At 58.4% G+C, this 26,410-nt stretch carries 21 protein-coding genes and 1 tRNA gene; 15 read left to right on the top strand and 7 right to left on the bottom strand.

All coding sequences use genetic code 11. The features are described from left to right. From GGQ67_RS16840 to phoR, 6 genes are all read right to left on the bottom strand, one after another. Positions 1–368, bottom strand: a 368-nt coding sequence (locus GGQ67_RS16840) for a phosphate signaling complex PhoU family protein (RefSeq protein ID WP_281393602.1), incomplete at its 3' end; no start/stop codon positions are given. A 43-nt stretch (positions 369–411) separates the two neighbouring features. Next, positions 412–1,227, bottom strand: coding sequence for a phosphate ABC transporter ATP-binding protein PstB (gene pstB / locus GGQ67_RS16835; protein WP_183901296.1), 816 nt, complete (start codon positions 1,225–1,227; stop codon positions 412–414). 14 nt (positions 1,228–1,241) lie between these two features. Further along, positions 1,242–2,564, bottom strand: coding sequence for a phosphate ABC transporter permease PstA (gene pstA, locus GGQ67_RS16830; RefSeq protein WP_183901295.1), 1,323 nt, complete (start codon positions 2,562–2,564; stop codon positions 1,242–1,244). After that, the gene (pstC, locus tag GGQ67_RS16825; protein ID WP_183901294.1) at positions 2,561–4,042 is read right to left on the bottom strand and encodes a phosphate ABC transporter permease subunit PstC; all 1,482 of its coding nucleotides are present in this window, start codon (positions 4,040–4,042) and stop codon (positions 2,561–2,563) included. The genes pstA and pstC overlap by 4 nt, the downstream gene beginning before the upstream one ends. 155 nt (positions 4,043–4,197) lie before the next feature. Then, complete coding sequence (locus GGQ67_RS16820) at positions 4,198–5,232, bottom strand: substrate-binding domain-containing protein (protein ID WP_183901293.1); 1,035 nt, start codon at positions 5,230–5,232, stop codon at positions 4,198–4,200. 198 nt (positions 5,233–5,430) lie between these two features. Further along, positions 5,431–6,699, bottom strand: a complete 1,269-nt coding sequence (gene phoR / locus GGQ67_RS16815; RefSeq protein ID WP_183901292.1) for a phosphate regulon sensor histidine kinase PhoR — start codon at positions 6,697–6,699, stop codon at positions 5,431–5,433. A 205-nt stretch (positions 6,700–6,904) separates the two neighbouring features. Here phoR and ppk2 point away from each other — a divergent pair, with 205 nt between their 5' ends. Then, positions 6,905–7,786, top strand: a complete 882-nt coding sequence (gene ppk2 / locus GGQ67_RS16810; RefSeq protein WP_183901291.1) for a polyphosphate kinase 2 — start codon at positions 6,905–6,907, stop codon at positions 7,784–7,786. A 28-nt stretch (positions 7,787–7,814) separates the two neighbouring features. On the opposite strand, the gene GGQ67_RS16805 is transcribed toward ppk2, so the two are convergent. Next, positions 7,815–8,996 carry a hypothetical protein gene (locus tag GGQ67_RS16805; RefSeq protein ID WP_183901290.1) on the bottom strand — a complete coding sequence of 394 codons (1,182 nt, stop codon included), beginning with the start codon at positions 8,994–8,996 and terminating at the stop codon, positions 7,815–7,817. A gap of 248 nt (positions 8,997–9,244) precedes the next feature. Between GGQ67_RS16805 and GGQ67_RS16800 the strand changes: the two genes are divergently transcribed. The 14 genes from GGQ67_RS16800 to GGQ67_RS16735 all read left to right on the top strand — a co-directional run bounded on the left by GGQ67_RS16800 (position 9,245) and on the right by GGQ67_RS16735 (position 26,364). Further along, on the top strand, positions 9,245–10,216 hold the full coding sequence (locus GGQ67_RS16800; protein WP_183901289.1) for an NAD(P)H-dependent flavin oxidoreductase: 972 nt from the start codon (positions 9,245–9,247) through the stop codon (positions 10,214–10,216). Between the two features lie 130 nt (positions 10,217–10,346). Next, positions 10,347–10,422 (top strand) — tRNA-Thr (locus GGQ67_RS16795). A gap of 649 nt (positions 10,423–11,071) precedes the next feature. Then, complete coding sequence (locus GGQ67_RS16790) at positions 11,072–13,315, top strand: hypothetical protein (protein ID WP_183901288.1); 2,244 nt, start codon at positions 11,072–11,074, stop codon at positions 13,313–13,315. Between the two features lie 362 nt (positions 13,316–13,677). Next, entirely contained in the window at positions 13,678–13,941 is a 264-nt protein-coding gene (locus GGQ67_RS16785) for a hypothetical protein (protein WP_183901287.1), read from the top strand. 529 nt (positions 13,942–14,470) lie between these two features. Next, positions 14,471–14,788 (top strand): hypothetical protein, encoded by a 318-nt coding sequence (locus GGQ67_RS16780; RefSeq protein WP_183901286.1) that lies wholly within the window; start codon positions 14,471–14,473, stop codon positions 14,786–14,788. Positions 14,789–14,831: 43 nt separating this feature from the next. Next, positions 14,832–15,512, top strand: a complete 681-nt coding sequence (locus GGQ67_RS16775) for a hypothetical protein (protein ID WP_183901285.1) — start codon at positions 14,832–14,834, stop codon at positions 15,510–15,512. Positions 15,513–16,064: 552 nt separating this feature from the next. Further along, positions 16,065–16,388: a plasmid mobilization protein gene (locus GGQ67_RS16770; RefSeq protein WP_183901284.1), complete on the top strand. Its 324-nt coding sequence runs from the start codon at positions 16,065–16,067 to the stop codon at positions 16,386–16,388. Beyond that, a complete protein-coding gene (locus tag GGQ67_RS16765; protein WP_183901283.1) occupies positions 16,385–17,566 on the top strand; it encodes a relaxase/mobilization nuclease domain-containing protein in 1,182 nt (393 codons plus the stop codon). The genes GGQ67_RS16770 and GGQ67_RS16765 overlap by 4 nt, the downstream gene beginning before the upstream one ends. Beyond that, positions 17,563–18,198 carry a hypothetical protein gene (locus tag GGQ67_RS16760; protein WP_183901282.1) on the top strand — a complete coding sequence of 212 codons (636 nt, stop codon included), beginning with the start codon at positions 17,563–17,565 and terminating at the stop codon, positions 18,196–18,198. Before GGQ67_RS16765 ends, GGQ67_RS16760 begins: the two co-directional genes overlap by 4 nt. A 307-nt stretch (positions 18,199–18,505) precedes the next feature. After that, entirely contained in the window at positions 18,506–21,784 is a 3,279-nt protein-coding gene (locus GGQ67_RS16755) for a helicase-related protein (protein ID WP_183901281.1), read from the top strand. Further along, positions 21,781–22,449 (top strand): DUF4391 domain-containing protein, encoded by a 669-nt coding sequence (locus GGQ67_RS16750; protein WP_183901280.1) that lies wholly within the window; start codon positions 21,781–21,783, stop codon positions 22,447–22,449. The genes GGQ67_RS16755 and GGQ67_RS16750 overlap by 4 nt, the downstream gene beginning before the upstream one ends. A 4-nt stretch (positions 22,450–22,453) precedes the next feature. Continuing rightward, positions 22,454–22,786 carry a hypothetical protein gene (locus GGQ67_RS16745; RefSeq protein WP_183901279.1) on the top strand — a complete coding sequence of 111 codons (333 nt, stop codon included), beginning with the start codon at positions 22,454–22,456 and terminating at the stop codon, positions 22,784–22,786. A 66-nt stretch (positions 22,787–22,852) separates the two neighbouring features. Further along, the gene (locus GGQ67_RS16740) at positions 22,853–24,706 is read left to right on the top strand and encodes a site-specific DNA-methyltransferase (RefSeq protein ID WP_246400204.1); all 1,854 of its coding nucleotides are present in this window, start codon (positions 22,853–22,855) and stop codon (positions 24,704–24,706) included. A gap of 2 nt (positions 24,707–24,708) precedes the next feature. Then, complete coding sequence (locus GGQ67_RS16735; protein WP_183901277.1) at positions 24,709–26,364, top strand: RNA-binding domain-containing protein; 1,656 nt, start codon at positions 24,709–24,711, stop codon at positions 26,362–26,364. Positions 26,365–26,410 lie beyond the last annotated feature (46 nt).

The raw sequence follows: 26,410 nt of genomic DNA, 5'->3' as shown, positions 1-26,410 counted from the left end.
CGGGCGAGCTTGCGCGGAACGCCGGTGCTCTGGACCGCGATGACGCGCTTGGCGGTGTTCTTGCCGAGGTCGCCGACGCGCTCGAGGTCGGCGGCAATGCGGATCGAACCCATGATCTCGCGGAGGTCGGCAGCCATCGGCTGACGGCGGGCGATCGTGATGATGGCCTTTTCGCCGACTTCACGTTCGGCGTTGTCCAGGATCACGTCGTCGGAAATGACCTTCTGGGCGAGCGAGATGTCACCGTTGACCAGCGCCCGGACAGCGTCCGAGACCATCTGCTCGGCAAGGCCGCCCATCTCCGAAATACGGCGGGTCAGGAACTTGAGATCATCGTCATAAGCGGAATAGATATGTGTCGATGCCATGGGGCTTATCCTTGAATGTCCTGAGGTTTACCGGTTTCGGAGATCAGCCGAAGCGACCCATGATGTAATCCTGGGTGCGCGGATCGTCCGGGTTGGTGAACATCTTGTCGGTATCGTTCTCCTCGACAAGGTTACCGAGGTGGAACATGGCGGTGCGCTGCGAGACGCGGGCCGCCTGCTGCATGGAGTGCGTGACGATGACGATCGTGTAGGCTTCACGCAGCTCGTGGATGAGTTCCTCGACCTTGGCGGTCGCGATCGGGTCGAGCGCCGAGCAAGGTTCGTCCATGAGGATGACTTCAGGGCTGACGGCGATCGCGCGGGCGATGCACAGACGCTGCTGCTGACCGCCCGAGAGGCCGGTGCCGCCTTCATGCACGCGGTCCTTGACTTCGTTCCACAGGCCGGCGCGCTGCAGGCTCTGCTCGACGATGACGTCCATGTCGGCCTTCGTCTTGGCGAGACCATGGATGCGCGGGCCGTAGGCGACGTTTTCGTAGATCGACTTCGGGAAGGGGTTCGGCTTCTGGAACACCATGCCGACGCGGGCGCGCAGTTCGACGACGTCGATATCCGGATCGTAGATATCATCGCCATCGAGCGTGATCTTGCCGGTGACGCGGCAGTTGTCGATCGTGTCGTTCATGCGGTTCAGGCTGCGCAGGAAAGTGGACTTGCCGCAGCCCGACGGACCGATGAGAGCCGTCACGGTGTTTTCGCGGATGTTCAGCTTCACGTCGAAAAGCGCACGCTTGTCGCCGTAGTAAACCGAGACGTCCTGGCCGATCATTTTATACGGAATGGTATTCATCTTCTGGTCTAGCGCCTTCTCAACTGCTGCTTCCGTCAACATGTTCATGATGTTTACTCCGTTTACCAGCGGCGCTCAAAGCGACGACGCAAGAGGATGGCTCCGAGGTTCATGACGATCAGGAACAGGAGCAGGACGATGATCGCGCCGGACGTGCGCTCGACAAAGGCGCGTTCGGCTTCGTTTGCCCACATGTAGACCTGCACCGGCAGAGCCGTGGAGGGATCCATCGGGGTGGTCGGCGCATTGGCGACGAAGGCGACCATGCCGATCAGGAGCAGCGGCGCGGTTTCGCCGAGCGCGTGCGCCAGACCGATGATGGTGCCGGTCAGGATGCCAGGCATTGCCAGTGGCAGGACATGGTGGAACACCATCTGCATCTTCGAGGCGCCGAGGCCCAGCGCCGCGGCGCGGATCGACGGCGGCACGGCGCGCAACGCCGCGCGGGTGGCGATGATGATGGTCGGCAGCGTCATCAGCGTCAGCACCAGACCGCCGACCAGCGACGCGGAGCGCGGGAGCCCAGCGAAGTTGATGAAGACGGCGAGACCGAGCAGACCGTAGACGATGGAGGGCACCGCCGCGAGGTTGTTGATGTTGACCTCGATCAGGTCGGTCAGCTTGTTCTTCGGCGCGAACTCCTCGAGATAGATCGAGGCAGCGACGCCGATCGGCAGCGACAAGGCGAGAACGATCAGCATCAGGTAGAGCGAGCCGATCAGGGCCACGCCGAGACCTGCTGCCTCAGGACGGCTGGAGTTGCCGTTGACGAAGAGGCCGGTGTTGAACTGCTTGGTCAGCGCGCCGCTGGCGGTAAGCTGCTGCATCCAGCCGACCTGGCGGTCGTTGACCTTGCGGTTCTTCTCGTCGACCGTCAGATCGATCTGGCCCTTGTTGGCCGAGTCGACGTTGGCGTCGGCGAGCAGCGTGACGTTGACCGTCTTGCCGATGAGCGACGGGTCGGCGACGACCATGTCGCGGAGCACGATCGGCGCGCCCTTGGAGATCATCGCGGTGGCGTCACGCGTTTCCGGACGGCTCTGGGCGTTGATGCCCAGCGTCTTGACCATGGCATCGCGGATCAGCACCGGATAGTTGCCGGTGATCAGCACCGAGGGGTCGGTGGCGCGCTTGTTGTTGGGATCGAGAACCTTTTCGGAGAACTCGATGGGGAGCGTGATCGCGGTCTGCTGGAATGCCGTGTAGCCCTGACGGACGACCGTCGTGATCAGGATGGCGAGGAAGATCAGACCGAAGGAGATGGCGGCGATGCCATAGGCCTGGAACCGGCGCTCGGCGGCGTAGCGACGCTTGATGCCGATGTCGCGGCGGGCCGGCGCCTTGGAGACGACGACGCCCTGCGAGGAGGAAACAACGTCCGTCATTCGTACTGCTCCCGGTATTTGCGCACGATGAAGAGCGCGTAGATGTTAAGGCAAAGCGTGATGAAGAACAGCGTGATGCCAAGCGCGAAGGCAACCAGCGTCTGCGGCGAGGTGAACTCGAGGTCACCCGTCAGCTGGTTGACGATCTTGACCGTCACCGTCGTCATCGGCTCGAAGGGGTTGATCTGGATGCGGGCGGCGACGCCGGCCGCAAGCACGACGATCATGGTTTCGCCGATGGCGCGCGAGGCGGTCATCAGGAGAGCGCCGACGATGCCAGGCAGGGCGGCGGGGAGAACCACCTTCTTGATCGTTTCCGAGCGCGTGGCGCCGAGACCGAGCGAACCGTCACGCAGGGCGCGCGGTACGGCGGTGATGATGTCGTCCGACAGCGAGGAGACGTACGGGATCAGCATGATGCCCATGACGATGCCGGCGGTCAGTACGCTCTGCGCCTGGATGAAGTTGCTGTAGTCGCCGGTCAGGAGACCATTCACCTGGGAAGAGAGGTCGCGCAGGAACGGACCGACGGTGACGAGGGCGAAGAAGCCGTAGACGATGGTCGGGATACCGGCCAGGACTTCGAGCAGCGGCTTGGCGATACCGCGAATCCTGGGAGCCGCGTATTCCGCCATGTAGATGGCCGCGAACAGGCCGACCGGAACGGCGACGAGCATGGCGACGAAGCCGATGTAGAGCGTGCCGAGCAACAGCGGGATGAGGCCGAACTGACCGAAGGACGAACTGCCGGCGCCGGCGAAGCGCGGATCCCAGACCGTGCCGAAGAAGAACTCGGCGGCCGGAACCTCGGAGAAGAAGGCGGCCGCTTCCGTCAGCATCGACATGACGATGCCAACCGTGGTCAGGATGGCGATGGAGGACGCAAGCAACAGGCCCCAGAGCATGACGCGCTCGACGCGGTTGCGGGCACGGAAACGTGGGGCGACTTCGCGCAGCGCATAGGCGCCGCCGGCGACGGCAAGCACCAGAACGACCAGCGTCATGATCAGGCGGCTGACACCGCTCTCGGCGTTCAGCGTCTGCGCGCCTTCGATCATGTAAGGCTGCGGCACGCCGGCGAGCGGAACGCCCTTAGCGGCGAGCTTGGCCTGCAGGCCGGCGGGATCGCCGACGCCCGCGGCGACGTCTTCCTGCGCGAGCAGCGGCAGACCACGGGCGATGGCGTTGACCATGCCGTAGTTCAGGTTCTGCTGTGCGGCCGGCAGGGCCTTGACGTCTTCAGGGAAGCCGCCACGGACGGAGGATTCGATGATGGATGGGCTGATGATAAGCCAGGCGCACAGCACGAGCAGCGCGGGCAGGACAGCCCAGATAGCGGCGTAGGCACCGTAGTAGCCGGGCCGGGAATGCAGTGCCGAGGACTTGCCTCCGGCAAGCGCCGTCGCGCGGCCGCGCGCTGCCACGAAGGCAACGGCGCCAAGCACAACGAGGCACAAGAGTAAGACGGATGTACTCATTCGTTAAGGTCCCCCAGGCCCTTGGCCCCCAAAGAGCGAAATGCCAGCACGGCCATTTCGGCTTCCAATCATGGAGTAGTTCAACTTCGCCGCCCCCTTAGAGCGGACAAAGGCAGTGCCGGCGCGAACCCTTCGGTTCGCGCCGGCAAAGTCGATTACATGGTCTTGCCGTCTTCGACTGCCTTGCGGGTCGCTTCGCGCTCGGCGTCCGGAGCAGCAACCAGGCCGTACTCGACGAGCGGGCTGTCAGGGCCAACCATCTGGTCGGATACGAAGAAGTTCACGTATTCCTTCAGACCCGGGATAACGCCCAGGTGAGCCTTCTTCACGTAGAAGAACAGCGGACGGGAAACCGGATAGGTGCCGTTAGCGATCGTTTCCGGGGTCGGAACGATGCCCTTTACGGTGGCAACCTTCAGCTTGTCAGCGTTGTTTTCGTAGAAGGAGAGGCCGAATACGCCAACGCCGGTCTTGTTGGCAGCGATGCGTGCCAGCGTTTCCGGGTAGTCGCCGTCGATGTCGACTGCAGCGCCGTCCTTGCGAACAGCAACGCAAGCCTTGCTCTGGGCAGCCTTGTCGGTGATTTCCTTGGAGATCACGTCGAGAGCGCCGCTATCCTTGCAGCCAGCAGCGAGAACGTTCAGTTCGAACACTTCGCGGGTGCCGTGCTTTTCGCCAGGGATGTAGGCAGCGATATTAACAGCCGGGAGCTTCGGGTTGACTTCCGACCACTTCTTGTAGGGGTTTGCGACCAGCTTGCCGTCGACAACAACCTGAGCAGCGAGAGCCTTGTAGAGGTCGGCCGGCTCGTAAGCGACGTCAGGGTTGGACGAGTCGGTCGCGAAGACGATGCCGTCGTAGCCGATCTTGACTTCCTGGACGTCGGTGACGCCGGCAGCCTTGCAGGCTTCCAGTTCCTTGGCGTTGATCGGACGCGAAGCGTTGGCGATATCGATCGTGTCAGGGCCTACGCCCTTGCAGAATTCCTTGAGGCCAGCGCCGGTGCCGCCGGATTCAACGACCGGCGTCTTGAAGTCCTTGAAGGTTTCGCCGAAGCTCTCGGCAACGATCTTGGCGTAAGGCAGAACGGTGGACGAACCACTGACCTGCACCTGGTCGCGAGCAACAGCCGCGCCTGCGAAAGCGGCGGAAGCAGCAAGTGCGGCGACCGTAAGTTTAAAAGCGTTCATAATAGTCTCCCGGGCTTATAGCTGTCTGGGTGGGGCCTGGAACGGCCCCTGACGGTGCCGTCTCTGTCAGCGGCACGCATTCTTTAGCCCCTGATGACAAGAGCTTTTATGTCAATTCGGTGAAACATTTATGACAGTCTATGCATTTGAAATACATAGATAAAACTGAACTTCACGAACGAAGACCGTTCTTTTATGTCAAAATCGGACTGTAAAGCTCGTTCCCTTGCCGACCTCGGACTTCACGATCAGGCGCGCACGGTGGCGGGTCAGGATGTGCTTGACGATGGCAAGCCCCAGCCCGGTGCCCTTCTTCGAACGGCTGTCCTCGATGTTGACGCGGTAAAAGCGCTCCGTCAGGCGCGGAACATGCTCAGCCGGAATCCCCGGTCCCTTGTCGACGACGGTGACCTCGACCGGTCGGCCGGGACCATTGTTGAGGAAGACCTCGACGACCTTTCCTTCCTGGCCGTACTTGCAGGCGTTCTCGATCAGGTTTTCAAATACCTGCACGAGCTCGTCGCGGTCGCCGAGCACCTCGGCCCGGCCTTCCGGCAGATGCAGCCGGATATCGACGCCGACATCGTTTGCAAGCGGCAGAAGCGCATCCCGGACATGGCCGAGCAGCGGAACGAGATCGACCTTCTCGTCGGGCGCGATATGCGACTTCAGCTCGAGACGCGACAGCGACAAGAGGTCGTCGACCAGCCGGCTCATGCGCGTCGTCTGGTCGAACATGATGCCGAGAAAGCGTTCCTGTGCCTTCAGGTCGCTTTTTGCCGGGCCCTGGATCGTTTCGATGAAGCCGCGCAGCGAAGCGAGCGGCGTGCGCAGCTCATGGCTGGCGTTGGCAACGAAATCCGAGCGCATGCGGTCGATACGGCGGACCTCCGATATATCGCGGAAGGACAGGACGAAGAGGCGCTCGCCTGATCCACCAACGATACCATTGATGGCGCCGAGCTCCACCGGCGAGCTTCGGACAATATAGACGCGCTCGGACGGCAGGCGTTCCGAGTGCTCGATCTGGTTCGGGGCATTGGTGACGATCGTTTCGCGAACCATGTCGAGAATGCTCGGCGAGCGGAGGCGCGCGGAGATATGCGCCCCGATGACGACCTCGCCAAATGCCTTTTCGGCGGCGCGATTCTGGAACAGCACCGAGGCATCGCCGGCCAGCACCATGACCGGGATATCAAGCGCGGAAAGCGTGGCAGACACCTCGGGCAAGAGGCTGCGCGCTGGCTCATCGACCTCGGGCACAGGTGGCGCCGGCGTGATCTGCTTGCGCGGCTCGGACGAACACATGATGGCGAGAAGCATGATCGCCAGCAGCCCGAGCACGCCCCATCCGTTCATGCCCGCGGTAGCGGCGATGAAAGCGATCGCCACTGCGACAAGAAGCACGAAGCTCTCCCGACGGATCTTCGCCGTCAGTTTTGCCGTCCATGGCGTTTGCTGTTCCAAGTGCCCCTCGCGACGTTGATTCGTTCTTCGTTGGCTATCAAACTTCGCCTGATAGCGCTCTTTCATGACAGAAGTTTACCGATGCCGCCAGCAAACCGACAAGCGCCAAGCCTACGCACATAATTTTTACCGGCGCCAAGATGTTTGATTTTCAAAAGGAAATATGTTCGCCTTGGCCGCTACTCATAGACCGAGGAGGATCGTCATGGCGCAGGAAGTCGAAAGCAGGGCAGTCGAACTGGAAATTCGCGGCAAGAAGCGCGTCTTCGACGTGGATGACCCCGTTCTGCCCGACTGGGTCGACGAGGAAGCGCTGAAATCGGGCGACTTCCCCTACAACAAGAAGCTCAAGGAAGATGAGTATCTCGAAGAGCTGAAGGCGCTTCAGGTCGAACTGGTGAAGGTGCAGTTCTGGCTGCAGGCGACCGGAAAGCGCGTCATGGCGCTGTTCGAGGGCCGCGACGCGGCCGGCAAGGGCGGCGCGATCTCCGCCTCTTCCGCGCACATGAACCCCCGCCTTGCCCGCGTCGTGGCGCTGACGAAGCCCACCGACCGCGAGGCCGGGCAATGGTATTTCCAGCGCTACATCGCGCAGTTTCCGACGGCTGGCGAATTCGTGCTGTTCGACCGCTCCTGGTACAACCGCGCCGGCGTCGAGCCGATCATGGGCTTCTGCACGCAAAAGCAATACGAGGACTTTCTCGCGCAGGCACCGCAGATCGAGAAGGTGATCAGCCACGAAGGCATCTTCTTCTTCAAGTTCTACCTGGATATCGGTCGCGAGATGCAGCTCAAGCGGTTTCACGACCGCCGCCATGATCCGCGAAAGGTGTGGAAGCTGTCGTCGATGGATATAGCCGCGCTGACGAAATGGGACGAGTACAGCGAAAAACGCGACCGGATGCTCAAGCAGACGCATACGGAATTCGCGCCCTGGACCGTCGTTCACGCCAACGACAAGCGTCGCGCCCGGCTGAACCTTATCCGCCACATGCTGAAGACGATCGAATATGACGGCAAGGACAAGGACGCGATCGGCAAGCTCGACGACAAGATCATCGGCCAGGGACCGAAGTTCCTGGCGTGATCGCACCCAAGCGCGTCACCTGAGCGCGTTACTGGCCGGGCAGAATGCGCACGGCGTAGAGGTTGATGCCCCGCGCCTTGCCGTCCACGTCGCTGTTGATCAGCAGGTTGCCGGCGGAGGTGGGCGCCAGCGATCGATCGAACCGGACCTGCAGCAGCACGTCCGACTTCTCCCTGTTGATCGTGAAGCGGTGACGGGCGCAATCGCCGAGCGACTGGAAGTCGCATTCGACGGTGATCTGCGTCGGCTCGTCGGAGGTCGACTGCAGGGTAATGGCGATCGTCGAGGACTTGCCCGCGAGCTGCTGCAGGATATCGGGGGGAACGCTGATCCCGACATTGCCGTCGGTTCCCGGGGCTTGCGACGTCAGGCGGAGTGCCGGGCCATCATTTTCCGCGACGTTTTCGACACGCGCCTGCGCACCCTTGACGATCTTGTTGGTATCGGAGGGTTTGAAAACCTCGAGCCAGGCGGCGGAGAAGGAATTCTGCGGATCGATGGCAGGCGCCGTGTCGCTATCGGCGCTATGGCCGTCATCCGTGCTGGTGCCGTTGAAATCCTCCGGCGCGGTGGTGGCGGGCGGATTGGCGACGCTGGTATCACGCTCGGCAGCGGTCATCAAAAGGCCGGAGGTCTGCACCCACCAGGCGCCCATGCCGATAAAGGCGAGCAAGACGCACCAGACGAGCAGCCGGGAGAAGAACTTTCGCGGCTTGCGCCGGGAAACCGCACGTTCCGGGCGGAAATCCATGCCGGCCGGCTTCTTTTCGGCCGCCAAGGGTTCGGGTGCGGCCGACAGATGATCCGCATTTCCGGCGTGCAGGCCGGCGAGGCCGGAATCGTCATCTTGGCGATGATCGGCAACCATGACCTCGGGGGCGCGCGTTTCGCCACCGATCGAGGGGCTGTCGAAATCCTCGCGGGCGCGCGGAGCCGGCGGGGGCGGAAGATCGACGACCGGCGGCACCGGCACCTCCGGCGGCCCCTGGCGCGGATGTAGGCGCTGCCGCTCCTCGGCCTCGATCATGTGGATCGTCGTTTCCAGGCGGTGGCGATGATGCGCGATCGCGTTGGTATCGGTGACGTCCTGCTTGCGCAGACCGGCCTCCAGCGCCTGGCGCGCGGATTGATAGATCTTGGCTCGGACTTCGGGATTGTCGCGATCGGCGTTGTCTAGCGCCGTTCTGATAGCCGTTTCTAATCCGCTCACGTCCGGTCCTTCGTTCTGATGACAGGCGTCATTATGCTTAACAATATGCCACTGCGGTAGCGGCTGATGCCGCAAACCGCAAGGCTGAGGCTGCCAACGGCCCCCGTTCAACAGGGGATAATACCGAAAGGCAGACCTTTTTATAGAGCAACCGATGTTGGCGGAACCGCGACGGCGGTCTTTTCCTGGCGAAAACTCTCTGCTATCACATTGACGTTTTCGTAAACGTCAATTCTTCACGGTGACCCATGGCCCTGCCCCCGATCCTGACGCGGAACCTCAGACTGCCCGTGGTGGCCTCTCCGCTGTTCATCATCTCGCATCCGGCGCTGACGCTGGCGCAGTGCAAGGCCGGCGTGATCGGCGCATTCCCGGCGCTCAACGCACGGCCGGAAAGCCAGTTCGACGAATGGCTTGCGATGATGACCGAGGACCTCGCAGCACACGACGCCGCCAATCCGGACAGGCCGGCCGCACCCTTTGCGGTCAACCAGATCGTCCACACGTCGAACAAGCGGCTGGAGCACGACCTGATGCTCTGCGTCAAATACAAGGTGCCGATCGTCATCTCCTCGCTCGGCGCCGTGCCCGAGGTGAACGCCGCCGTGCACTCCTATGGCGGCATCGTGCTGCATGACGTGATCAACAACCGCCACGCCAACTCGGCCATCCGCAAGGGCGCCGACGGACTGATCGCGGTGGCGGCGGGTGCCGGCGGCCATGCGGGCACGTTGTCGCCGTTTGCTCTGGTGCAGGAGATCCGCGAATGGTTCGACGGCCCGCTTCTGCTTGCCGGCGCGATCGCCAATGGCGGCGCGATCCTGGCGGCGCAGGCGATGGGCGCCGACATGGCGTATATCGGCAGCCCCTTCATCGCGACCGACGAGGCACGCGCCTCCGACGCCTACAAGCAGGCGATCGTCGACTGTGCGTCCACGGACATTGTCTATTCCAACTATTTCACCGGCGTCGCCGGCAACTACCTGAAACCGTCGGTCAAGGCCGTCGGCCTAGACCCCGACAACCTGCCGGTGGCCGACGCCTCGAAGATGGATTTCGAACAGGCCGTGGGCGGCGCCAAGGCCTGGAAGGACATCTGGGGCAGCGGCCAGGGGATCGGCGCCATCAAGGCCGTCGAACCCGTCGAGGCGCTGGTGGAGCGACTGAAAAAGGAATACGACACGGCCCGCGGCCGGCTGGCGCTGCCCGCGCCGGTCTGAGCCGCGCCGGGTAATTTCCACAGCGACGTTCTTTTTTGCCAAAGACGTGACAGGGCGCTTGAAATCTTTGGCCAATGCTTGTATCAGCGCCATGCAAATCGCGGGCCGAACACAAATCACCCGCCGGATTGCCGCTTTAGCTCAGGTGGTAGAGCACATCATTCGTAATGATGGGGTCGCAGGTTCGAGTCCTGCAAGCGGCACCACTATCCAACTGATGATACTAATGATTTTTTGGGCGCGATGAGCCTGCATAGCGGGTAATTGCGCGGGTCGCCACCGGGTCGCCACGTTTATGGCGCTTCGCCGCTGCCTCGACAATCACTGCGTTCGTCGTCTGATTCCTGTACCCAGAAAAGAAGTTCGACGGCAAAGGTGGCAATTGTCGTTTCCGAGCCTTGTCCATCTGGCTCTCAACGTCATTTATGACTAGCTCGCGATCCCGAACGTCCCCAATGGTAGTCGCAATCGACCATCCATTCTTGTGACGAAAAAGCACCGCTTGAACTTCGTTGATCGAGCGGAGCGCGGCGTCAGGAACCGTAGCGCGATGTTTCCACGGAATGAAAAAGCGAATGATACTTTTCGACGCTTGACGTCGACCGCAGCCGACCAGACCATAGAGAGAGACACCGCATCATCGGGCTGGAACCCTCCGCGGTGTCTTTCGGAGTACGTGATGATCATCGCCGCTGGCACGATTGCTGTAAAGACCCGCCGCCGTAATCGGTGAGCCCCGGGTCGGGACATATCCCGACCGAGACGACGCCACCGCCTGACCCTCCAGTCAAAAATGTTGACAGCGCCAGAAACAGCAAGGATTTCTCTGGCAATCCTCATCTTGCCGATGCGGTTTTGACCACCCGCGAGCAGGAGCGCAAGTATACCACCTGGCTCGAACAGGCCGAGAAGGCGAAGCGTCAGAAGGCCGACAGCCGGCGCAATGCCAAAGCCTCGCGCCTCGCCAGCATTCAGTCGCTTCCAGAACGCCTTGCCGCGCAGGCGGCGATGATCGAAGCCCATGGCGGGCGTCTTCCCCCGCGCTGGCGCTATGAACCCGCCAGGAAGAAGGTCAAGGGCGAACTCGTCGAGTACTACAAGCGTATCGTCAATCGCCCCGCTTACATCCCGACGATGCCCTACGATCCGGAGATCGACGGGCGTCGGCGCGAAACCCTTCAGGAGCGGGCCGCCGAACGGCGCGATCGGATCGATGTCGGTTTCCGTCTCAGCCACGATGTCGTGCTGTCTGGGCACCTCGTATCCAAAGGACTCGAATACGAAGGCTATAAATCGGAATCCCTCGGCACCCGGTCGGCGCTCCGCTGGCCCGCCCTCGTCCATCGTTCGAGTAAAATGCGCGTCTGCTGGCATCGCGGGAACCATAGCGACCTCGAAATCCAGGTTGCTGCAGCGCGGGCAAATGGTGTTCCGGAATGGATGCTCGCCGAGCATGGTATCGAAATGACCGACGGGGATGTCCGCGATATCGTTGCGGATGCTGATGACCAGGATTTGAACATGCGCGTGCTGGAACCGGCGCATCATAAAGTGCTCGGCCTCGATGCCCCGACTGTCGAAGGCAACAAAACGTTGTTCGGGTTTCTGCGCATCGACACGGACCTGACATGGCGGAGCGTCGAGCATCTGATGAGGAAGCTGCGTAAGAAGGTCGAGGATCGAAAAATCAGGTCCCTGCCTAACTTCATCGTAGGCATCAAAACCGACGATGGCCGTCTCATCCGCCCCCACTTGATCTGGCTTCTGCCCATCGACATGGGCGTGCTGAATGTCGACAACAAGCACCTACGCCTGTTCAAAGCGGTCTATTACGGCCTGTGCCACGCCCTTGCCGACTTGGGCGCTGATCCACAAGCGCCAGCCACGTCGCAATTGACGAAAAACCCGTTGTCGCCGCTCTATCACACGGAATGTCTTGGCGACGAATGGCCGACGCTCACCGAGCATGCGTCATGCCTGGAAATGGGCCACAACCGGGTCAAGCTCATCCGCGAGTCCGTCGCGACGGTCACGGGTGAGACGTTCAGGCACTCGAACGAGTATCTCAATGGCTGCATGGATGCAGCCCGCGGCCTGATGGCGCGCTGGCTGGAAGAGAGCGATCCGGTTTACGTTGAGGCTTTCGATACCAACGACCATGGCCTTCTCATCCACCGTCTGCAGGAAGCGCTTTCGACGCTGGTGACATGTGAAGGCATGCGATCGAGCTCGATGGAATATGCCCGATACAAAGTCGCTACGTGGATCGTCGAGACCTGGAACCCCAGCAAGGTTTCTAGGTCTGGACTTCAGACACGGGGCCGGCTCGGTCACATCGTCGAGGAAATCCGAGGCACCAGGGCGCGTCAGGCTGTTGCGGGGCAGTATTCGGCGAAGGTTCGTGCCGACAAGACGCTCGGGCGTCTGCTTGAGGCTTGGGATCGGCTTTCCGTCAATGGCGTACCGTCGAAATCGGCACTGGCGAGGGAATCTGGTCTCACTCGTCAGACGGTGCATAACCGCTATGACGATCTCCAGGCGGCAATCACCGAACGCGGTGTAAAAGACGCAGTTACGTTATATGGGAGGGTCATACCCGCCAGTCCCGAAAAAATCTCCATCACCACGCACTGCAACCCTATTGAAGAGAAAATACGCATCACACCTGACAGTGAGGCGCATGGCGAACGGGATGTCGTTTTGGATGATATCAATCTCACCGGGGACGGTGATGACGATCTGGAGGCGTTAACGGCACACGAGATATGGATCGCCAAACAGGAAGGCCGCATGCTACACCATGACATCAGGAATGCGGTTTCGGCGTCAGTCGGACCCGCGTCCCGCCAATGGCGGCACGATGCTGACGCTCCTGCGGCTGACGTTTCCTCCGAAACCGCATGCGCGAATTCCCGTCCCATCTCCGTCCCGGAGAACGCTATGCTTGGCTCTCCGATATGCTCATTCTCCTGGACGCGGATTCCCGCGTCGAAGAGCCATTTGGGCGATTTTGCCGAACTCCACCCCCAAACGACTGCCACAGAAGCCCGTACACCGCGTTTCTCGGTTCTCGGTGACCTGGACACCATCCCTTTTTGAGGGGTTTTGTCCAAAACGAAGAGCTTGCCAACGTGCTCACTCGGTCAACGGCAATGCCGTCCTCCACTCCGTTCTGGCCCCTTGCGGGGTGACCACCATTCCGCGCGCCGGCCCGCTTTGAGGTATCGGGACGGGGAACATCCAGTTCCGCGCATTGCGCGGGTTCGACTTGCCTGCGGCCGCATCGAACAGGGAACATGGGATTCAGCGCCATCATGAACCAACTACGGTTTCGTTATAATCTGATCGACCCCGTTCACAGCTCCTCCGGCACAATCGGGCTCGACCTTGGACGGTCCTGGGCTCCATTGGTGGCAAATGGTAGAACAAGACATTGAAAAAGCGGGCAATCGAGGCATTGTATGGCGACCACGATTACACAGTTCCAAGGGCTTACGTTCAGCATTCTGGTCGAGGAATTTCACGACAAGGGCACTGACGGTCGCCTTAACTGCTATCTCGCATCGATCTATACTCAGGACAAGGCAACCGCGGTGCGCCATCTGGTTCGTCGATCCCGCCTGCCTGGAGCGGCATCCGCCATGAAACGCGAGATCGAACGTGAAGGTATTAAGGCATTCCACCGTCTTCGCGGCGAGAAGCGCCATGACCGCGTTGATGGCTAGGGTCCCAGTGCTCCAGGCAGCACGGGGTCAGGTAGAAAATTTGTCAGCGGCGATCCCGACGAACCGGCCGCGATGTAACCGCGGAGCATCATCGCGGCGAAAGGGATAATCGTCATATTATCGACCGCTGCGTGGCCGTGACAGCAATCGTTGCCATAACCATGACCGTTCGCACGACTTGACCGTACTCCCCGCCAGAAGGCGGGTTTCGGCGTAGTCAGATAGTGGCGTCGTTCTTCATCCGCCAGAGGCCACATTTCCTCGGACGAACAGCGTCACACGTACTAGGTATCCGCTACCAGGCTCGAAAACCTCCACTGCGTCCGCCGCAAAGAAAAATGGGCCACCTCCCTTGCGCTGTCTGAATTTTGGACCCAGCATCATGATGTGGGGCGCACCAAGACACGGCTTCACAAATTCTCACCTCCTGAAAATCAGGAATAAAGTCCACTCATACCGTCGCTTTGGCGCGGATGGCGAAGCTATGTCCGCGGGGCATTTCGCCAGGCTCAACAGGAAAGAAATCGAAATGGATCGACACATCAGTAGGATTATCGGCGGACTCCGGTACGACACCACGACCGCAACCGAAGTCTGCGTTCACGAGAGCGGTGAGTTCCAGGGCGACTTCGATTTCGAAGTCACGGGCCTCTACCGGACGCCGCGCGGTCGCTTCTTCCTTGCCGGCCATAGCGGCGCGCGGAGCCGCTGGTCAAGGCCCGTTCAGGGCAGTTGCACGGGGGGAGAAGGCTTGATGCCGATCGGCCATCGCGCAGCTCGCGATTTCGCCGAACAGAACGCCGACGACGCAACGGTTGCCGAATACTTCGCGGTCGAGGAGGCCTGAATTGCACAACACCGAGGACGGTAAACCAGGAGGAATAGCAGGCATGAACAGGACCGCAGACAGAGCCGATGACTTCGGCAATGACGATGCTTTGCCGATCGTCGACAACAATTGTCACCAGGAATGGCGGGTCGAGAAGACAAACACCAGTGACGGCGTGCGCCAGGAGCGGATCAGGCACCTGACGATGCCACGCTTCTCCGTGCGCCTGGTCAGGATCGATCCTTTCGAAAACCGCCCAGTGCAAGCGGAAGGCAGCGTCGATGTCAGGAGACCGATCTACAGGATCGATCACCAGACGGCCCTCTGCGAAATCGACTGGACCGATGAACTTCCCGAAGATCAGCATTTGCCGTGGCTCAATGCCGCACGCAAGGCACACACCGCGCTGCGCGGGTATTTTGACCGATGGAAATCCCTCTCGCCAGTCAAAGAAATGGCTGAGCGAATCGAACTCGATATCGGCGCATGCCAGTCATGGTGGGACTACACAGAGAGTTTCTGCGCTGAGAATGACCGCACAGAAGGCGCTCTCGTAAACCGGGTCAAGGGGCTCGCGGGCGTGGTCTCCACGGGCGAGCTGCCCGTCCTTCTTGCGATGCTCCATGCCGCTGACTACTCGCGTGCTGCCGATGAGCTTGCGGGCGAAGACCTCTGGAGGCGGCTGGACCTGACGTACGGAGATTGCGCCGAGGCGGTCGGTCTCGCCATCATGAGGCAATAGGGTCAAAATCGAAGGCGTTCATCATGAACCCCTTTTTTGAAAATCCCTTGTTCCCGACGTGACCAAGGGATTTCGAGTTTCTGCCATCCCTGTCATTCAGGATGAGCAGCGTCGATGCCAGTCTCCCCCTAAGTTGCAAGGCTTGCCATTAAGCGGGTTCCTAGCGGAAGCCGGCTAGAACAGGGCAATTTGTCCCTTTCGGAGAGCCGACTCCGAAATTCGAAGCGTAGGGAGGTCCGTACAGCACAATTCCCATCCTCTGATCAGGTCTGGTGGCCACTCGAATTCCCGAAATCGCGCTCCTCGTCGCCCGGGTTCGACCATATGCAATCGGTCGTTTGATCCTCTTACAGCACCGCCGGAGCCGGCCAGCGCCTTACCGATAGGTTGCCCAAGTTGCGCCGGCGGAGACCTGACCGCATCCTTTTCATAGAAGTCAGAAAGGGGAGCCAGCAATGCCTTGTGCCCACATGGGGCCCGGCAACTGGTCAGGGGGAGGAAATCCCCCGTGAACCCCCTCACGGCCTGTACGGCCAGAAAGGAGAGGTAGTTATGCGCAACAGGATCGTTCGCATCCGCGTTAGCGATGCCGAGCTTGCGGCCCTGAAGTCCTTGGCCGTCGCGCGGGGTCTTTCATTGTCCGATCTCCTTCGTCGCGCAGCTCTATGCATCCGGATGCCCGCCCGACGTTTCTACCAGGCCGATGCCGCTATCCTCGTCAAGACGCTCGGCGAACTCGGACGCATAGGCGGAAATCTCAATCAGCTTACCCGGCGCGCGAATGCCGGAAAGCTGGCGGGCCATGATGCCGATCTTGCGACCACGCTCGCTGGCATCGACGCATTGCGGACGCGCGTTCGGGAGATCATCGCATGATCATCCAGGCAACCCGTATCACCCGTGCAGGCGGCGTTGACTATCTGGCGCGCCATTTGCTCGACAAATCACACGAGAATGAGCGAATCGAGGTGCTGGCTGGCGACAGAGCCGCGCTCCATGATGCTCATGCCCTCGCGACGGTGAAAGGCTGCCGATATGCCTTGCGGCACTGGTCGATTTCCCCGGAGCGGGAGATGACGCCCGCGCAGCTGTCCGTCTTCATGAAATCGATCGATACCGAATTTAATGTCGGGACAGATCGCCCGCGCCTCATTGTCAGGCACGTCAAGGACGGCCGTTCGCATTTTCATGTCGCCATTGCGGAGGTCGATCCCGAAACACTCCGCGTGCTTGATTGCCGGAACGATTTTCGGCGTCTCGAAGGCCTCGCACGCCTGTACGAGCAGGAGCACGGCGAGACGATTCAGCCGACGCGGGCCGAACGACGCATGCATAAGGTCGAGGGGTTTTCCGACACCGCCCGCAAACGGGCCGAGCGCACCGCCCCAGAATTCGACCGCACCAAACTACGACGCGCAGCCGCACAGGGTCGCTTTGCTTTCGTTCAGGAGCTTGGTCGACAGGGGCTTCGCATCACCGAGGGGGAAAAGGGGCCGATTCTCGTTTCCGTATCCGGCACATTCGTTGCCGCCGCCAACCGCGCCGCCGGCATGAAGCGCGCCGACTTTCAGAAATTTCTAATAGAAGGATACGAGAATGAACAAACCGCCAGAACCGCGCGCCGAGTCCCTGACCACGCTGGCACGAATAGACGGCAACCTGATCCAGCTTCTGCCGCTATTGTCACTGTTGGAGGGGCCCGAAGGCCCGGACAGGATTGCGCAGTTGTTGGAACTCCTCGGCCTCATCCTGGAATCCCAGAACCAGCAAGCCGCCGCGCTACAACGCCTCGCCGAAAAGCTCGATCGCTTGCCCCGTCGATAGCGGGCTTCCGGGAGGCGCTGTTTCTACACCGTCTTACGAAGCTCGATCTGGACGATTTGCTTCGGCGCGCATTGGCCTTTGCGGCATCGATCCGTTCGATGCTCGAGCCTGAAACCGATCGCCTGACGCGCCAGATAGCCGAAACGAGGAAGCGACGGGAATCTTTCTCACCGGCCGAACCGATCGAGCCGCAAGGCCCGACCTATAGTTTCAGAAGGAGGATCACATGAATGACCAGTATCCACGGCAGCGAAAACGCCGCACTTGCTACGATCAGCTTCGCAAGCGCTGGCTTGATGCCCGCCGCGCACGGACATCCAATCCCGCCGCGTCCGCAGCCACGCAATTGCTCGGCATCTTCGGCTTTATCCTCGGACGAGTGCCGATCGCCGCGCCGATGCCCACCCCACAGCGCTATGTCGCGCCGACCATGTCGTCCCGGCACGCACAACGCGTCGAGGCTGCGCGGCGGCTTGGCGTCCCGACAAGGTATCTCGATATCGTGCTCACTAAAGGCAGGGTCCCATACCCAATTCTAATCGAGCACATTCGCCTCGGCGGAGTTACCCGCAGGGATGCACTCGATGAGCTACGCAAAACAATTCCCGCCGAAACCTTGGATTGGCTCGCGCACATCGAGAAACGCGCGCTCTGGTCGGAGCTGACACGTTGTTTTCGTCCAGAGGCAAGCGACGATGACATCCATGTTCAATTCTTGAAGAACACGCTGGCGTGGGTAGCGTCCCAGAAGAAGTCGGGCGGCGAGCCCTCCGAGCCGGCCGAGAGAACACACGGCCTGGAGCCACCGAAGCCCGGTGAAAACAGAGACCCCGACGACGACCCGAAACCGCCGAGGCCATGAGCGCCTCTCTTCCGACGTTAGTTGGTGAGCGAGATTAGCACGGCATAAGTGAGTGCATCGATACCCCGCATTATCACCTACATATACATGATCACAATCGCACCTTCCGCCGTGAGTTCTACACACGGCCCGAGGTTATCGCGCGATTAGCGCTTGGACGAGCCGAATTTCTTTTGCAACTCACGATATCCAACTTGTCCGGACTTAACGCGAAGGGCATAGATATAGGGACCAAGGACACCGATTCCTCATGGCCCATCAGGGACTTCCCGAGAGTCATCGGCCCGAAACGCCGCGGGTTAGCAGAATGAAATTGATCGACAATACTTCTCATCTCCTTGGAAACGACTTAAAGCAGGCGATTGGCAAAGGAACGCGATTGAAGATCGCCGCATCCTGCTTTTCGATCTATGCCTTTGAAGCGCTGAAGGCAGAATTGTCGAAAGTCGAGAGCCTGCAGTTCATATTCACCTCACCGACGTTCATTCCAAACGAGGTGACCGACCGTTTGCGGAAAGAGCGGCGCGAGTTCTTCATTCCAAAGGCTACGAGGGAAAGCGGCCTTTACGGAACAGAATTCGAAATCCAGCTGCGCAACAAGCTCACCCAGAGAGCCGTTGCGCGCGAGTGCGCGGAATGGATTCGCAAAAAGGCGCGCTTCAAGTCGAATGCCTCTAAGGCACCCATGCAACAGTTCATCCACATGGGCAACGAAATCGGCGCGGCCGCATATATGCCCATCAGCGGCTTTACCGCGGTTGATCTGGGCTATCAGAAGGGCGATGCGGTATCGAATTTCGTGACGCGTGTGGATGATCAGCACCACACCGAAATCTACCTACAGCTCTTCAATCAGATTTGGAACGATGCCGACAAGGTGACGGATGTTACTTCGGCCATCTGCGATCATATCGAATCCGTGTACAAGGAAAATTCGCCGCAGCGGCTGTATTTTCAAATTCTCTACAATATCTTCCAGGACTTCCTTGAGGACATCGATCAGGACGCGCTGCCGAATGACCTGACTGGCTACAAGGACAGCCTCGTTTGGAACAAGCTTTTCAACTATCAGCGCGATGCCGCGACAGGCATCATCAATAAGCTGGAGACCCACAACGGGTGTATTCTCGCCGACAGCGTAGGCCTGGGCAAAACATTCACCGCCCTGGCGGTGGTGAAGTATTACGAGCTCCGAAATCGGTCAGTGCTGGTCCTGTGCCCCAAGAAGTTGGCCGACAACTGGCGGAACTACAACACCAACCTCAAGACCAACATCTTCGCGAAGGACCGCTTCAATTATGATGTCCTTTGCCATACCGATCTGTCGCGGACGTCGGGGGAATCGTTCGGCATCCCGCTCAACCGCCTGAACTGGGGGAACTACGATCTCGTCGTCATCGACGAGTCGCACAACTTCCGAAACAACGACGTCTACAAGGACCGGGAGACTCGTTACCAGAAGCTAATGAACAAGGTCATCCGCGACGGCGTGAAAACCAAGGTTCTCATGCTGTCTGCGACCCCGGTGAATAATCGCTTCAACGATCTCCGCAACCAACTCGCACTCGCTTACGAAGGTGAATCAGAGGCTCTCACCCGCAACCTCAAAACCAACACCAGCGTCGAAGAGATTTTTCGGCGGGCGCAGAAGGCATTTAACCTTTGGTCGGAGCTTCCGCCTGAGGAGCGAACCGCGGCGACCATCCTCAAGGCGCTGGATTTCGATTTCTTCGAACTCCTCGATGCCGTGACGATCGCGCGGTCGCGCAAACATATCGAAACCTTCTACGACACCAAGGACATCGGCAAGTTCCCGCAGCGTCGAAAGCCTCTGTCCTATCAGTGCCCGATCACCCAACGACCTGATGTGCTGGGTCTCAACGATATCTTCGGTCGGCTCTCCGTTCTGAAACTCGCGGTCTATGCACCGATCAGCTACATCCTGCCGAGCAGGCTCCGGAAATACGAGGAGATTTACGACACTCAGGTTGAAGGCGGTCGCGGCAAACTGCGCCAGGCGGATCGCGAGCGTAGCCTGCAGGCCCTGATGACGACGAACCTGCTAAAGCGGCTCGAAAGCTCCGTAGAAGCGTTCCGCCTCACGCTCCGGGCGCTCGGCGACAACATCACCCGGACTTTGACCGCGATCACCGAATTCGAGCGCTCGGGCGGGGGGCAGACGATTGCCGACTATATCACCGATGCGCCCTTCGATAGCGACGACGAGGATGAAGACCTCATCGGTGTTGGAGAGTTTACCGTCGGCAAAAAGGTGCAGATCAGTCTTGGCGACATGGACGTGCCGTCGTGGAAGCACGATCTGGACGCAGACCTTTTCCTGATTGAAGAACTGATCTCGTCCATGGAGCTGGTCTCGCCAGACGAGGATGCCAAGCTCCAGCATTTGAAAAACGTCATCGCGGGCAAGATTGCCGAACCGCTGAATCCTAGCAATCGCAAGGTCATCATCTTCACCGCGTTCGCCGATACGGCTAATTATCTCTATGCAAATCTGAGTCCGGCCCTGCTACAGTCTCACGGCCTGCAGACGGGCATGGTCACAGGCTCTGACGGGCCGAAAACCACCCTCAAGAAGAACTACGATTTCCAATCTGTCTTGACGCTCTTCTCGCCGCGGTCGAAGGAGAAGCATCTTATCATGCCGGAGGACCCGGCCGAACTCGACATACTTATTGGCACCGATTGCATTTCGGAAGGCCAAAACCTTCAGGACTGTGACTTTCTGATCAACTACGACATCCATTGGAACCCGGTGCGCATTATTCAGCGCTTCGGACGGATCGACCGTATCGGATCGCCGAACAGCCAAATCCAGTTGGTCAATTACTGGCCCGATATCTCGCTTGACGAATACATCAACCTGAGAGAGCGGGTCGAGAACCGCATGATGATCGCCGACGTCACCGCGACGGGTGACGACAATGTTCTGACATCCAAGAGCAGCGAGATCGCCTATCGGAAAGACCAGCTCAAGCGCCTTCAGACCGAAGTCATCGAGCTTGAAGATGTCAGGACTGGAATATCGATAACGGACCTGGGTCTCAACGATTTCCGCATGGACCTACTCAACTACATCAAGGAAAATGGCGACCTCGACAAGCTGCCCAACGGTATGCATGCCGTCGTCCCAGCGCAACCCACGCTTGGCCTTCACCCTGGGGTCATTTTCGCGTTAAAGAACATTCACGACAGCGTCAACGTCAACCAGCAAAACCGATTGCATCCCTATTATCTCGTCTATGTCCGCGACAATGGGGAAGTTGCCGTCGATCACACTCAGGTCAAGCGGTTGCTCGATCTTATCCGGGCAAGCTGTAAGGACCAATCGGAGCCGGTCCAGAAGGTGTGCCGGCTCTTCAACGAGCGAACTCAGGATGGGCGAAAGATGGAGCAATGCTCCAGCCTTCTGAGCGCAGCCATCAGCTCGATGATAGAGGTCAAGGAGGAAAAGGACCTCGACAGCCTGTTCAGTGGCGGGCGCACGACTGCCCTAGTGAACACGATCGCCGGGCTTGATGACTTCGAGCTGATCGCCTTCCTGGTAGTTGAGGAGGCGAAAGAGTGAGTGCATTCTTTGACTATCCCGAAGCCGCTTCGTTCGGGCGCGTGGTGCCGAAGAACAAGATTTACGAACACGCTGGAGCGACGAAGGCGCTCAAGGACTTGTACATTACCCAGGTTGACCAAATCACCTGGATGTACAAGCTTGCGCCTGAGACCATCAACCTCGCCGCGGTGAAGTCCGTAGCCGAAATACAAATCTTCTCCATCACATTGCGGACGGGAAAACTTGACCATGAGGTATTGCGCGCGATCGATCGCGCCATACCGTTCCCACTAATTTTCGAAATCCTCTGGGCCGGCAAGCGCCAGGTCGTTGCCGCGTTCAAGCGCCCCAGCGAAGCCGATTCCACCAAATGGGTTGTCAGCGATTATTTCGAATCGGAATGGGTACCGGAGGAGTTGCCGCGGCAGACACTTCCTGTGGCGCTCAATCTCGGTGCGCTTTATGAGAAGCTATTAACGGCTCTGATGTCCGCCGAGATGCCGACAGGGGAAGATATCAAGTTACGTGTTGCCCGTTTGGAGGCAGTTCGCGCCAAAAGACGTGAGATCGAACGCATCAAGGTGCGGCTAGAGAAAGAAAAGCAATTTAACAAGCGCGTAGCTATCAATGCTGAACTTAGAATCGAAAACCTAAAACTGGAAGAAATTCTCAAGGGAGAATGACACGATGGATGTAACTTTTTTCAACGCTGCCAAAGATGTAGTTCTTGAGGTGGAGGTTAACCCAAAAGGTGCTGCAAAATTTGAGAGCGATTACGCGTTATTAACTGGAGTGACTCCGACCGTGGGCGACCACTATCAAATGCAGCCCAATAAGTGGGGTCGTGAATGCCGAGTATACTTCAATACCACTGAAGATTTATCTGATGAGTTTACCGATATAGGTGTCTATGTGGAAGAAGGCGGGAGGCCCTATCGAGGTCAATGGCAATATCGGATAAATGATCGGGAATTTTTCTGGGCCGTCGTCCGGGCGGGCTATAGGCTTGGAACCAACTAAATTCAAACACGTTCGCTGTGGTCAAACATGCCGTTAGAAAAACTTGAACTGAAAACTCCGGGAAACTTGAGCAGCAACATCCGAAAGCTGATCGAGATATTTCCATCTTGTGCGACCGTTTCATACGATGAGAAAGGCCGGCCTGTTCAAAAAATTGACTTTGATATGCTCAAGCAGGTGCTTGCAGATGATATCGTCGATGGACCTGTAGAGCGCTACAGGATGGAATGGCCCGGAAAAAGAGCCGCAATACTTGAAGCAAACTTGTCGACGACAAAAACACTCAGGCCAGATCGCGCTGAAAGTAAATCTTTCGATCAAACGAAAAATATATTTATAGAGGGCGACAATCTTGATGCGCTGAAAATAGTTCAAGAGTCTCTCCTGGGTTCCGTCAAATTGATATACATAGACCCTCCGTACAATACTGGTACGGATTTAGTCTATAAGGACGATTTTAGGGCAACAGAGTCCTCCTATCTTTCTAGTTCAGATCAGCGCGATTCATACGGCGCTCGCTTAGTTGCAAACACTGAATCTAATGGCAGATTTCATTCCGACTGGCTTTCGATGATTTATCCACGCCTCAAAGTCGCTCGCAACCTTCTCAGTGACGATGGAATTATCGCCATCTCAATCGATGAGAATGAGAGATCGAATCTTCAGAAGATATGTGACGAAATCTTCGGTGAAAGTAACTTCATTGGTTGTTTCGTTTGGAAGCGTCGTAGCGGCGCTATGGATGCCGTGAGCAATCTAAGCGAGGATCACGAGTATGTTCTTATGTATGGAAAAAAAGAGGGAAAATTAAACGGCGTTACAAGGACATTCGAAAAATATCAAAATTTAGATAACGATCCACGAGGCCCTTGGATAGCGGATAACCTAAGTGCTGGAAAGCCGGGTGGAGACACCCATTATGCAATCCTCGACCCAATTACCGGAAGTGAGTTTTGGCCCCCGAAAGGTCGCTTTTGGCCGTACAGCAGAACTACCATGGCCCAGAAGATAAAAGAAGGTCGCGTTATTTTCCCCAAATCCCCTACGGGAACCCCGATGCTCAAACGCTTTGCTTCCGAAGCCCAACGGGACACTATTCCAGTGTCATCCTGGATCGAGCGTCCGAGCGCTAGCGCCAACCAATCAACTATATCCGTTCCGATGAATAGCGCTGCCACGAAGGCTATGATCGACCTTATGGGAGGCAAAATATTCTCATTCCCAAAGCCAGTTGAATTAATTGAGGCTCTCGTTGTTCAGGCAACGTCCAAGGACAGCCTTGTCATGGACTTCTTCGCGGGGTCCGCGACCACAGCTGAAGCAGTTTTGGCGCGGAACGCCAAGGATGGCGGAAGCAGGCGCTATATACTTGTACAAATTCCTGAAGAGCTGGAAGCGTCATCTGCCGCATTTCAAGCGGGTTTTCGTACCATCGCGGACGTTTCTAAAGAGCGGATTCGTCTCTCTGGTGCAAAAGCATTGGAGGGTGAATTTCACCCTGATTGGAATAGGGATGTGGGCTTTCGAGTCTTAAAAGTTGATACGTCAAACATGAAAGACGTGTACTACAGCCCCGAACAGTTTGATCAAGGTGATTTGCTTTCTTCCGTTGAGAACGTCAAACCGGACCGCACTGGCGAGGACTTGCTTTTTCAAGTTTTGGTGGATTGGGGCGTAGACCTCACACTACCAATTAGTTGTGACAAACTATACAACAAATCCGTGTTTTTCGTAGATGGAAACACGCTCGTTGCTTGCTTTGAGGCGGGCATAAGTGAGGAGCTGGTAAAGGAACTCGCTCTTCGCGAACCGCTCCGCGTCGTATTTCGTGATAACGGTTTCGTCTCTGATGCGGTGAAGATCAATGTCGAACAGATTTTTCGGCAGCTGTCACCGGGAACCGAAGTGAAGACGATCTGAACATGGATCAGGGCGAGCTGACGTCACTTCTGTCCGCGTTGATCTCCACCTGGGAAAATGAGGTGGTGGAATTCAAGCAGGCTGGAAGCGACTATGACACCGACAAGATAGGCGAATACTTCTCTGCCCTCAGCAACGAAGCGAACCTGCGCGGACTGGAGCGGGGATGGCTGGTTTTCGGTGTCAACAACAAGTCGCGTTCCATCGTCGGGTCCGACTATCGGAGAGAGCCGGAGCGTCTTCACGGCCTCAAGCATCAGATCGCCCAAAGTGCCGAACCAAGGTCGACGTTTCGCGATATTCATGTGCTCGACCATCCGGATGGCCGTGTCGTATTGTTCGAGATTCCGGCCGCGCCCCGCGGCATTCCGATTGCCTGGAAGGGACATTATTATGCGCGGGCCGGTGAAAGCCTAACCTCGCTGGGCCTGGACAAACAGGATGCAATCCGCCAGCAGACAATCGACCAAGATTGGACGGCGCAAGTCGTCGAGGCTGCGTCGCTCGATGATCTGGATGCCACGGCCTGCGACCGCGCGCGCAGCGCGTTCGCCAGAAAGCACGCCAATCGATTCCCTTCGGACGAAGTCGCCACTTGGCCTCTTGCCACGTTGCTCGACCGGGCGAAGGTAACTCAGTCTGGTAGCATAACCCGGACCGCCTTGCTTCTTCTGGGAAAGCCAGAGTCCGCGTACCATCTCTCGCCGCATCCAGCGCAGATGACGTGGAAGCTTGAAGGACCGGAACGCGCCTACGAGCATTTTGGACCGCCCTTCCTTTTGACGACAACTCGGCTTTTTCAGCGCATCCGGAACATCCAGTTGCGTCTGATGCCAGACGATGAACTCGTGCCATACGAGGTGTCGAAGTACGACCAGGTCGTCATCCTCGAAGCGCTTCACAACTGCATAGCCCACCAGGATTACGGCCGGAAAGGTCGCATTCTGGTCACGGAATATCCGGCCAGACTGACATTCGAGAACGAGGGAAGTTTTTTTGAAGGCGGGCCGGACGACTATGTCGATGGTACCAAGACGCCGCGGCGCTATCGCAACCCTTTTCTGGTTCAGGCCATGACCGAGCTGAACATGATCGACACGATGGGATATGGAATCCATCGTATGTTCAGCGAGCAGCGTAAACGCTATTTTCCGCTTCCAGACTATGCGATTTCCGGCGACGGCGTTTGCCTGACGATCCATGGTGGCGTTGTCGATCCAGCCTATACCCGGTTGCTGATGGAGAACTCTGATTTGGCCCTTCAGGATGTTCTTGCGCTCGACCGGGTGCAGAAGAAACTGCCTATCCCGGATGCTGCCATAGCAAAGCTCCGCCGTGCCAATCTGATCGAGGGGCGCAAACCAAATCTCCATGTATCCGCGACCGTAGCCGATGCCACCTCTGAGAAGGCGAAATACATCCGGACACGACCGTTCGATGATCAGCACTATGAGGAGATGATCGTCACATTCCTAAGAAAGTTCGGCCAAGCCTCACGAAAGGAGGTCAACGAACTTTTGTGGGATAAACTAAGCGATGCGTTGGACGAAATTCAGAAAGACAACAAAATAGGAAATCTTCTCAGCCACTTGAGGAAATCTGGGCGCATTCAGAACGACGGTAGCCGTACAGCGCCGAAATGGCGGCTCATAGACTAAAGCGTGAACATTTTACGAAAGCCCTACGAAAGAAATTACGAAAGCA

This window comes from Rhizobium metallidurans, from assembly GCF_014196505.1.
In the GTDB taxonomy this organism is placed as follows: Bacteria; Pseudomonadota; Alphaproteobacteria; order Rhizobiales; family Rhizobiaceae; genus Rhizobium; species Rhizobium metallidurans.
This window is presented reverse-complemented; position numbering and strand designations above follow the sequence as displayed.

What these genes read in the sequence shown, in the direction of transcription:
- ppk2 (WP_183901291.1), top strand. Translation starts at nt 6,905, where the DNA reads ATGGCGCAGGAAGTCGAAAGCAGGGCAGTCGAACTGGAAATTCGCGGC.
- pstA (WP_183901295.1), bottom strand. Translation starts at nt 2,564, where the DNA reads ATGACGGACGTTGTTTCCTCCTCGCAGGGCGTCGTCGTCTCCAAGGCG.
- GGQ67_RS16760 (WP_183901282.1), top strand. Translation starts at nt 17,563, where the DNA reads ATGAATGACCAGTATCCACGGCAGCGAAAACGCCGCACTTGCTACGAT.
- GGQ67_RS16785 (WP_183901287.1), top strand. Translation starts at nt 13,678, where the DNA reads ATGGCGACCACGATTACACAGTTCCAAGGGCTTACGTTCAGCATTCTG.
- GGQ67_RS16770 (WP_183901284.1), top strand. Translation starts at nt 16,065, where the DNA reads ATGCGCAACAGGATCGTTCGCATCCGCGTTAGCGATGCCGAGCTTGCG.
- GGQ67_RS16735 (WP_183901277.1), top strand. Translation starts at nt 24,709, where the DNA reads ATGGATCAGGGCGAGCTGACGTCACTTCTGTCCGCGTTGATCTCCACC.
- pstB (WP_183901296.1), bottom strand. Translation starts at nt 1,227, where the DNA reads ATGAACATGTTGACGGAAGCAGCAGTTGAGAAGGCGCTAGACCAGAAG.
- GGQ67_RS16775 (WP_183901285.1), top strand. Translation starts at nt 14,832, where the DNA reads ATGAACAGGACCGCAGACAGAGCCGATGACTTCGGCAATGACGATGCT.
- GGQ67_RS16765 (WP_183901283.1), top strand. Translation starts at nt 16,385, where the DNA reads ATGATCATCCAGGCAACCCGTATCACCCGTGCAGGCGGCGTTGACTAT.
- GGQ67_RS16800 (WP_183901289.1), top strand. Translation starts at nt 9,245, where the DNA reads ATGGCCCTGCCCCCGATCCTGACGCGGAACCTCAGACTGCCCGTGGTG.
- pstC (WP_183901294.1), bottom strand. Translation starts at nt 4,042, where the DNA reads ATGAGTACATCCGTCTTACTCTTGTGCCTCGTTGTGCTTGGCGCCGTT.
- GGQ67_RS16745 (WP_183901279.1), top strand. Translation starts at nt 22,454, where the DNA reads ATGGATGTAACTTTTTTCAACGCTGCCAAAGATGTAGTTCTTGAGGTG.
- GGQ67_RS16755 (WP_183901281.1), top strand. Translation starts at nt 18,506, where the DNA reads ATGAAATTGATCGACAATACTTCTCATCTCCTTGGAAACGACTTAAAG.
- GGQ67_RS16780 (WP_183901286.1), top strand. Translation starts at nt 14,471, where the DNA reads ATGGATCGACACATCAGTAGGATTATCGGCGGACTCCGGTACGACACC.
- GGQ67_RS16820 (WP_183901293.1), bottom strand. Translation starts at nt 5,232, where the DNA reads ATGAACGCTTTTAAACTTACGGTCGCCGCACTTGCTGCTTCCGCCGCT.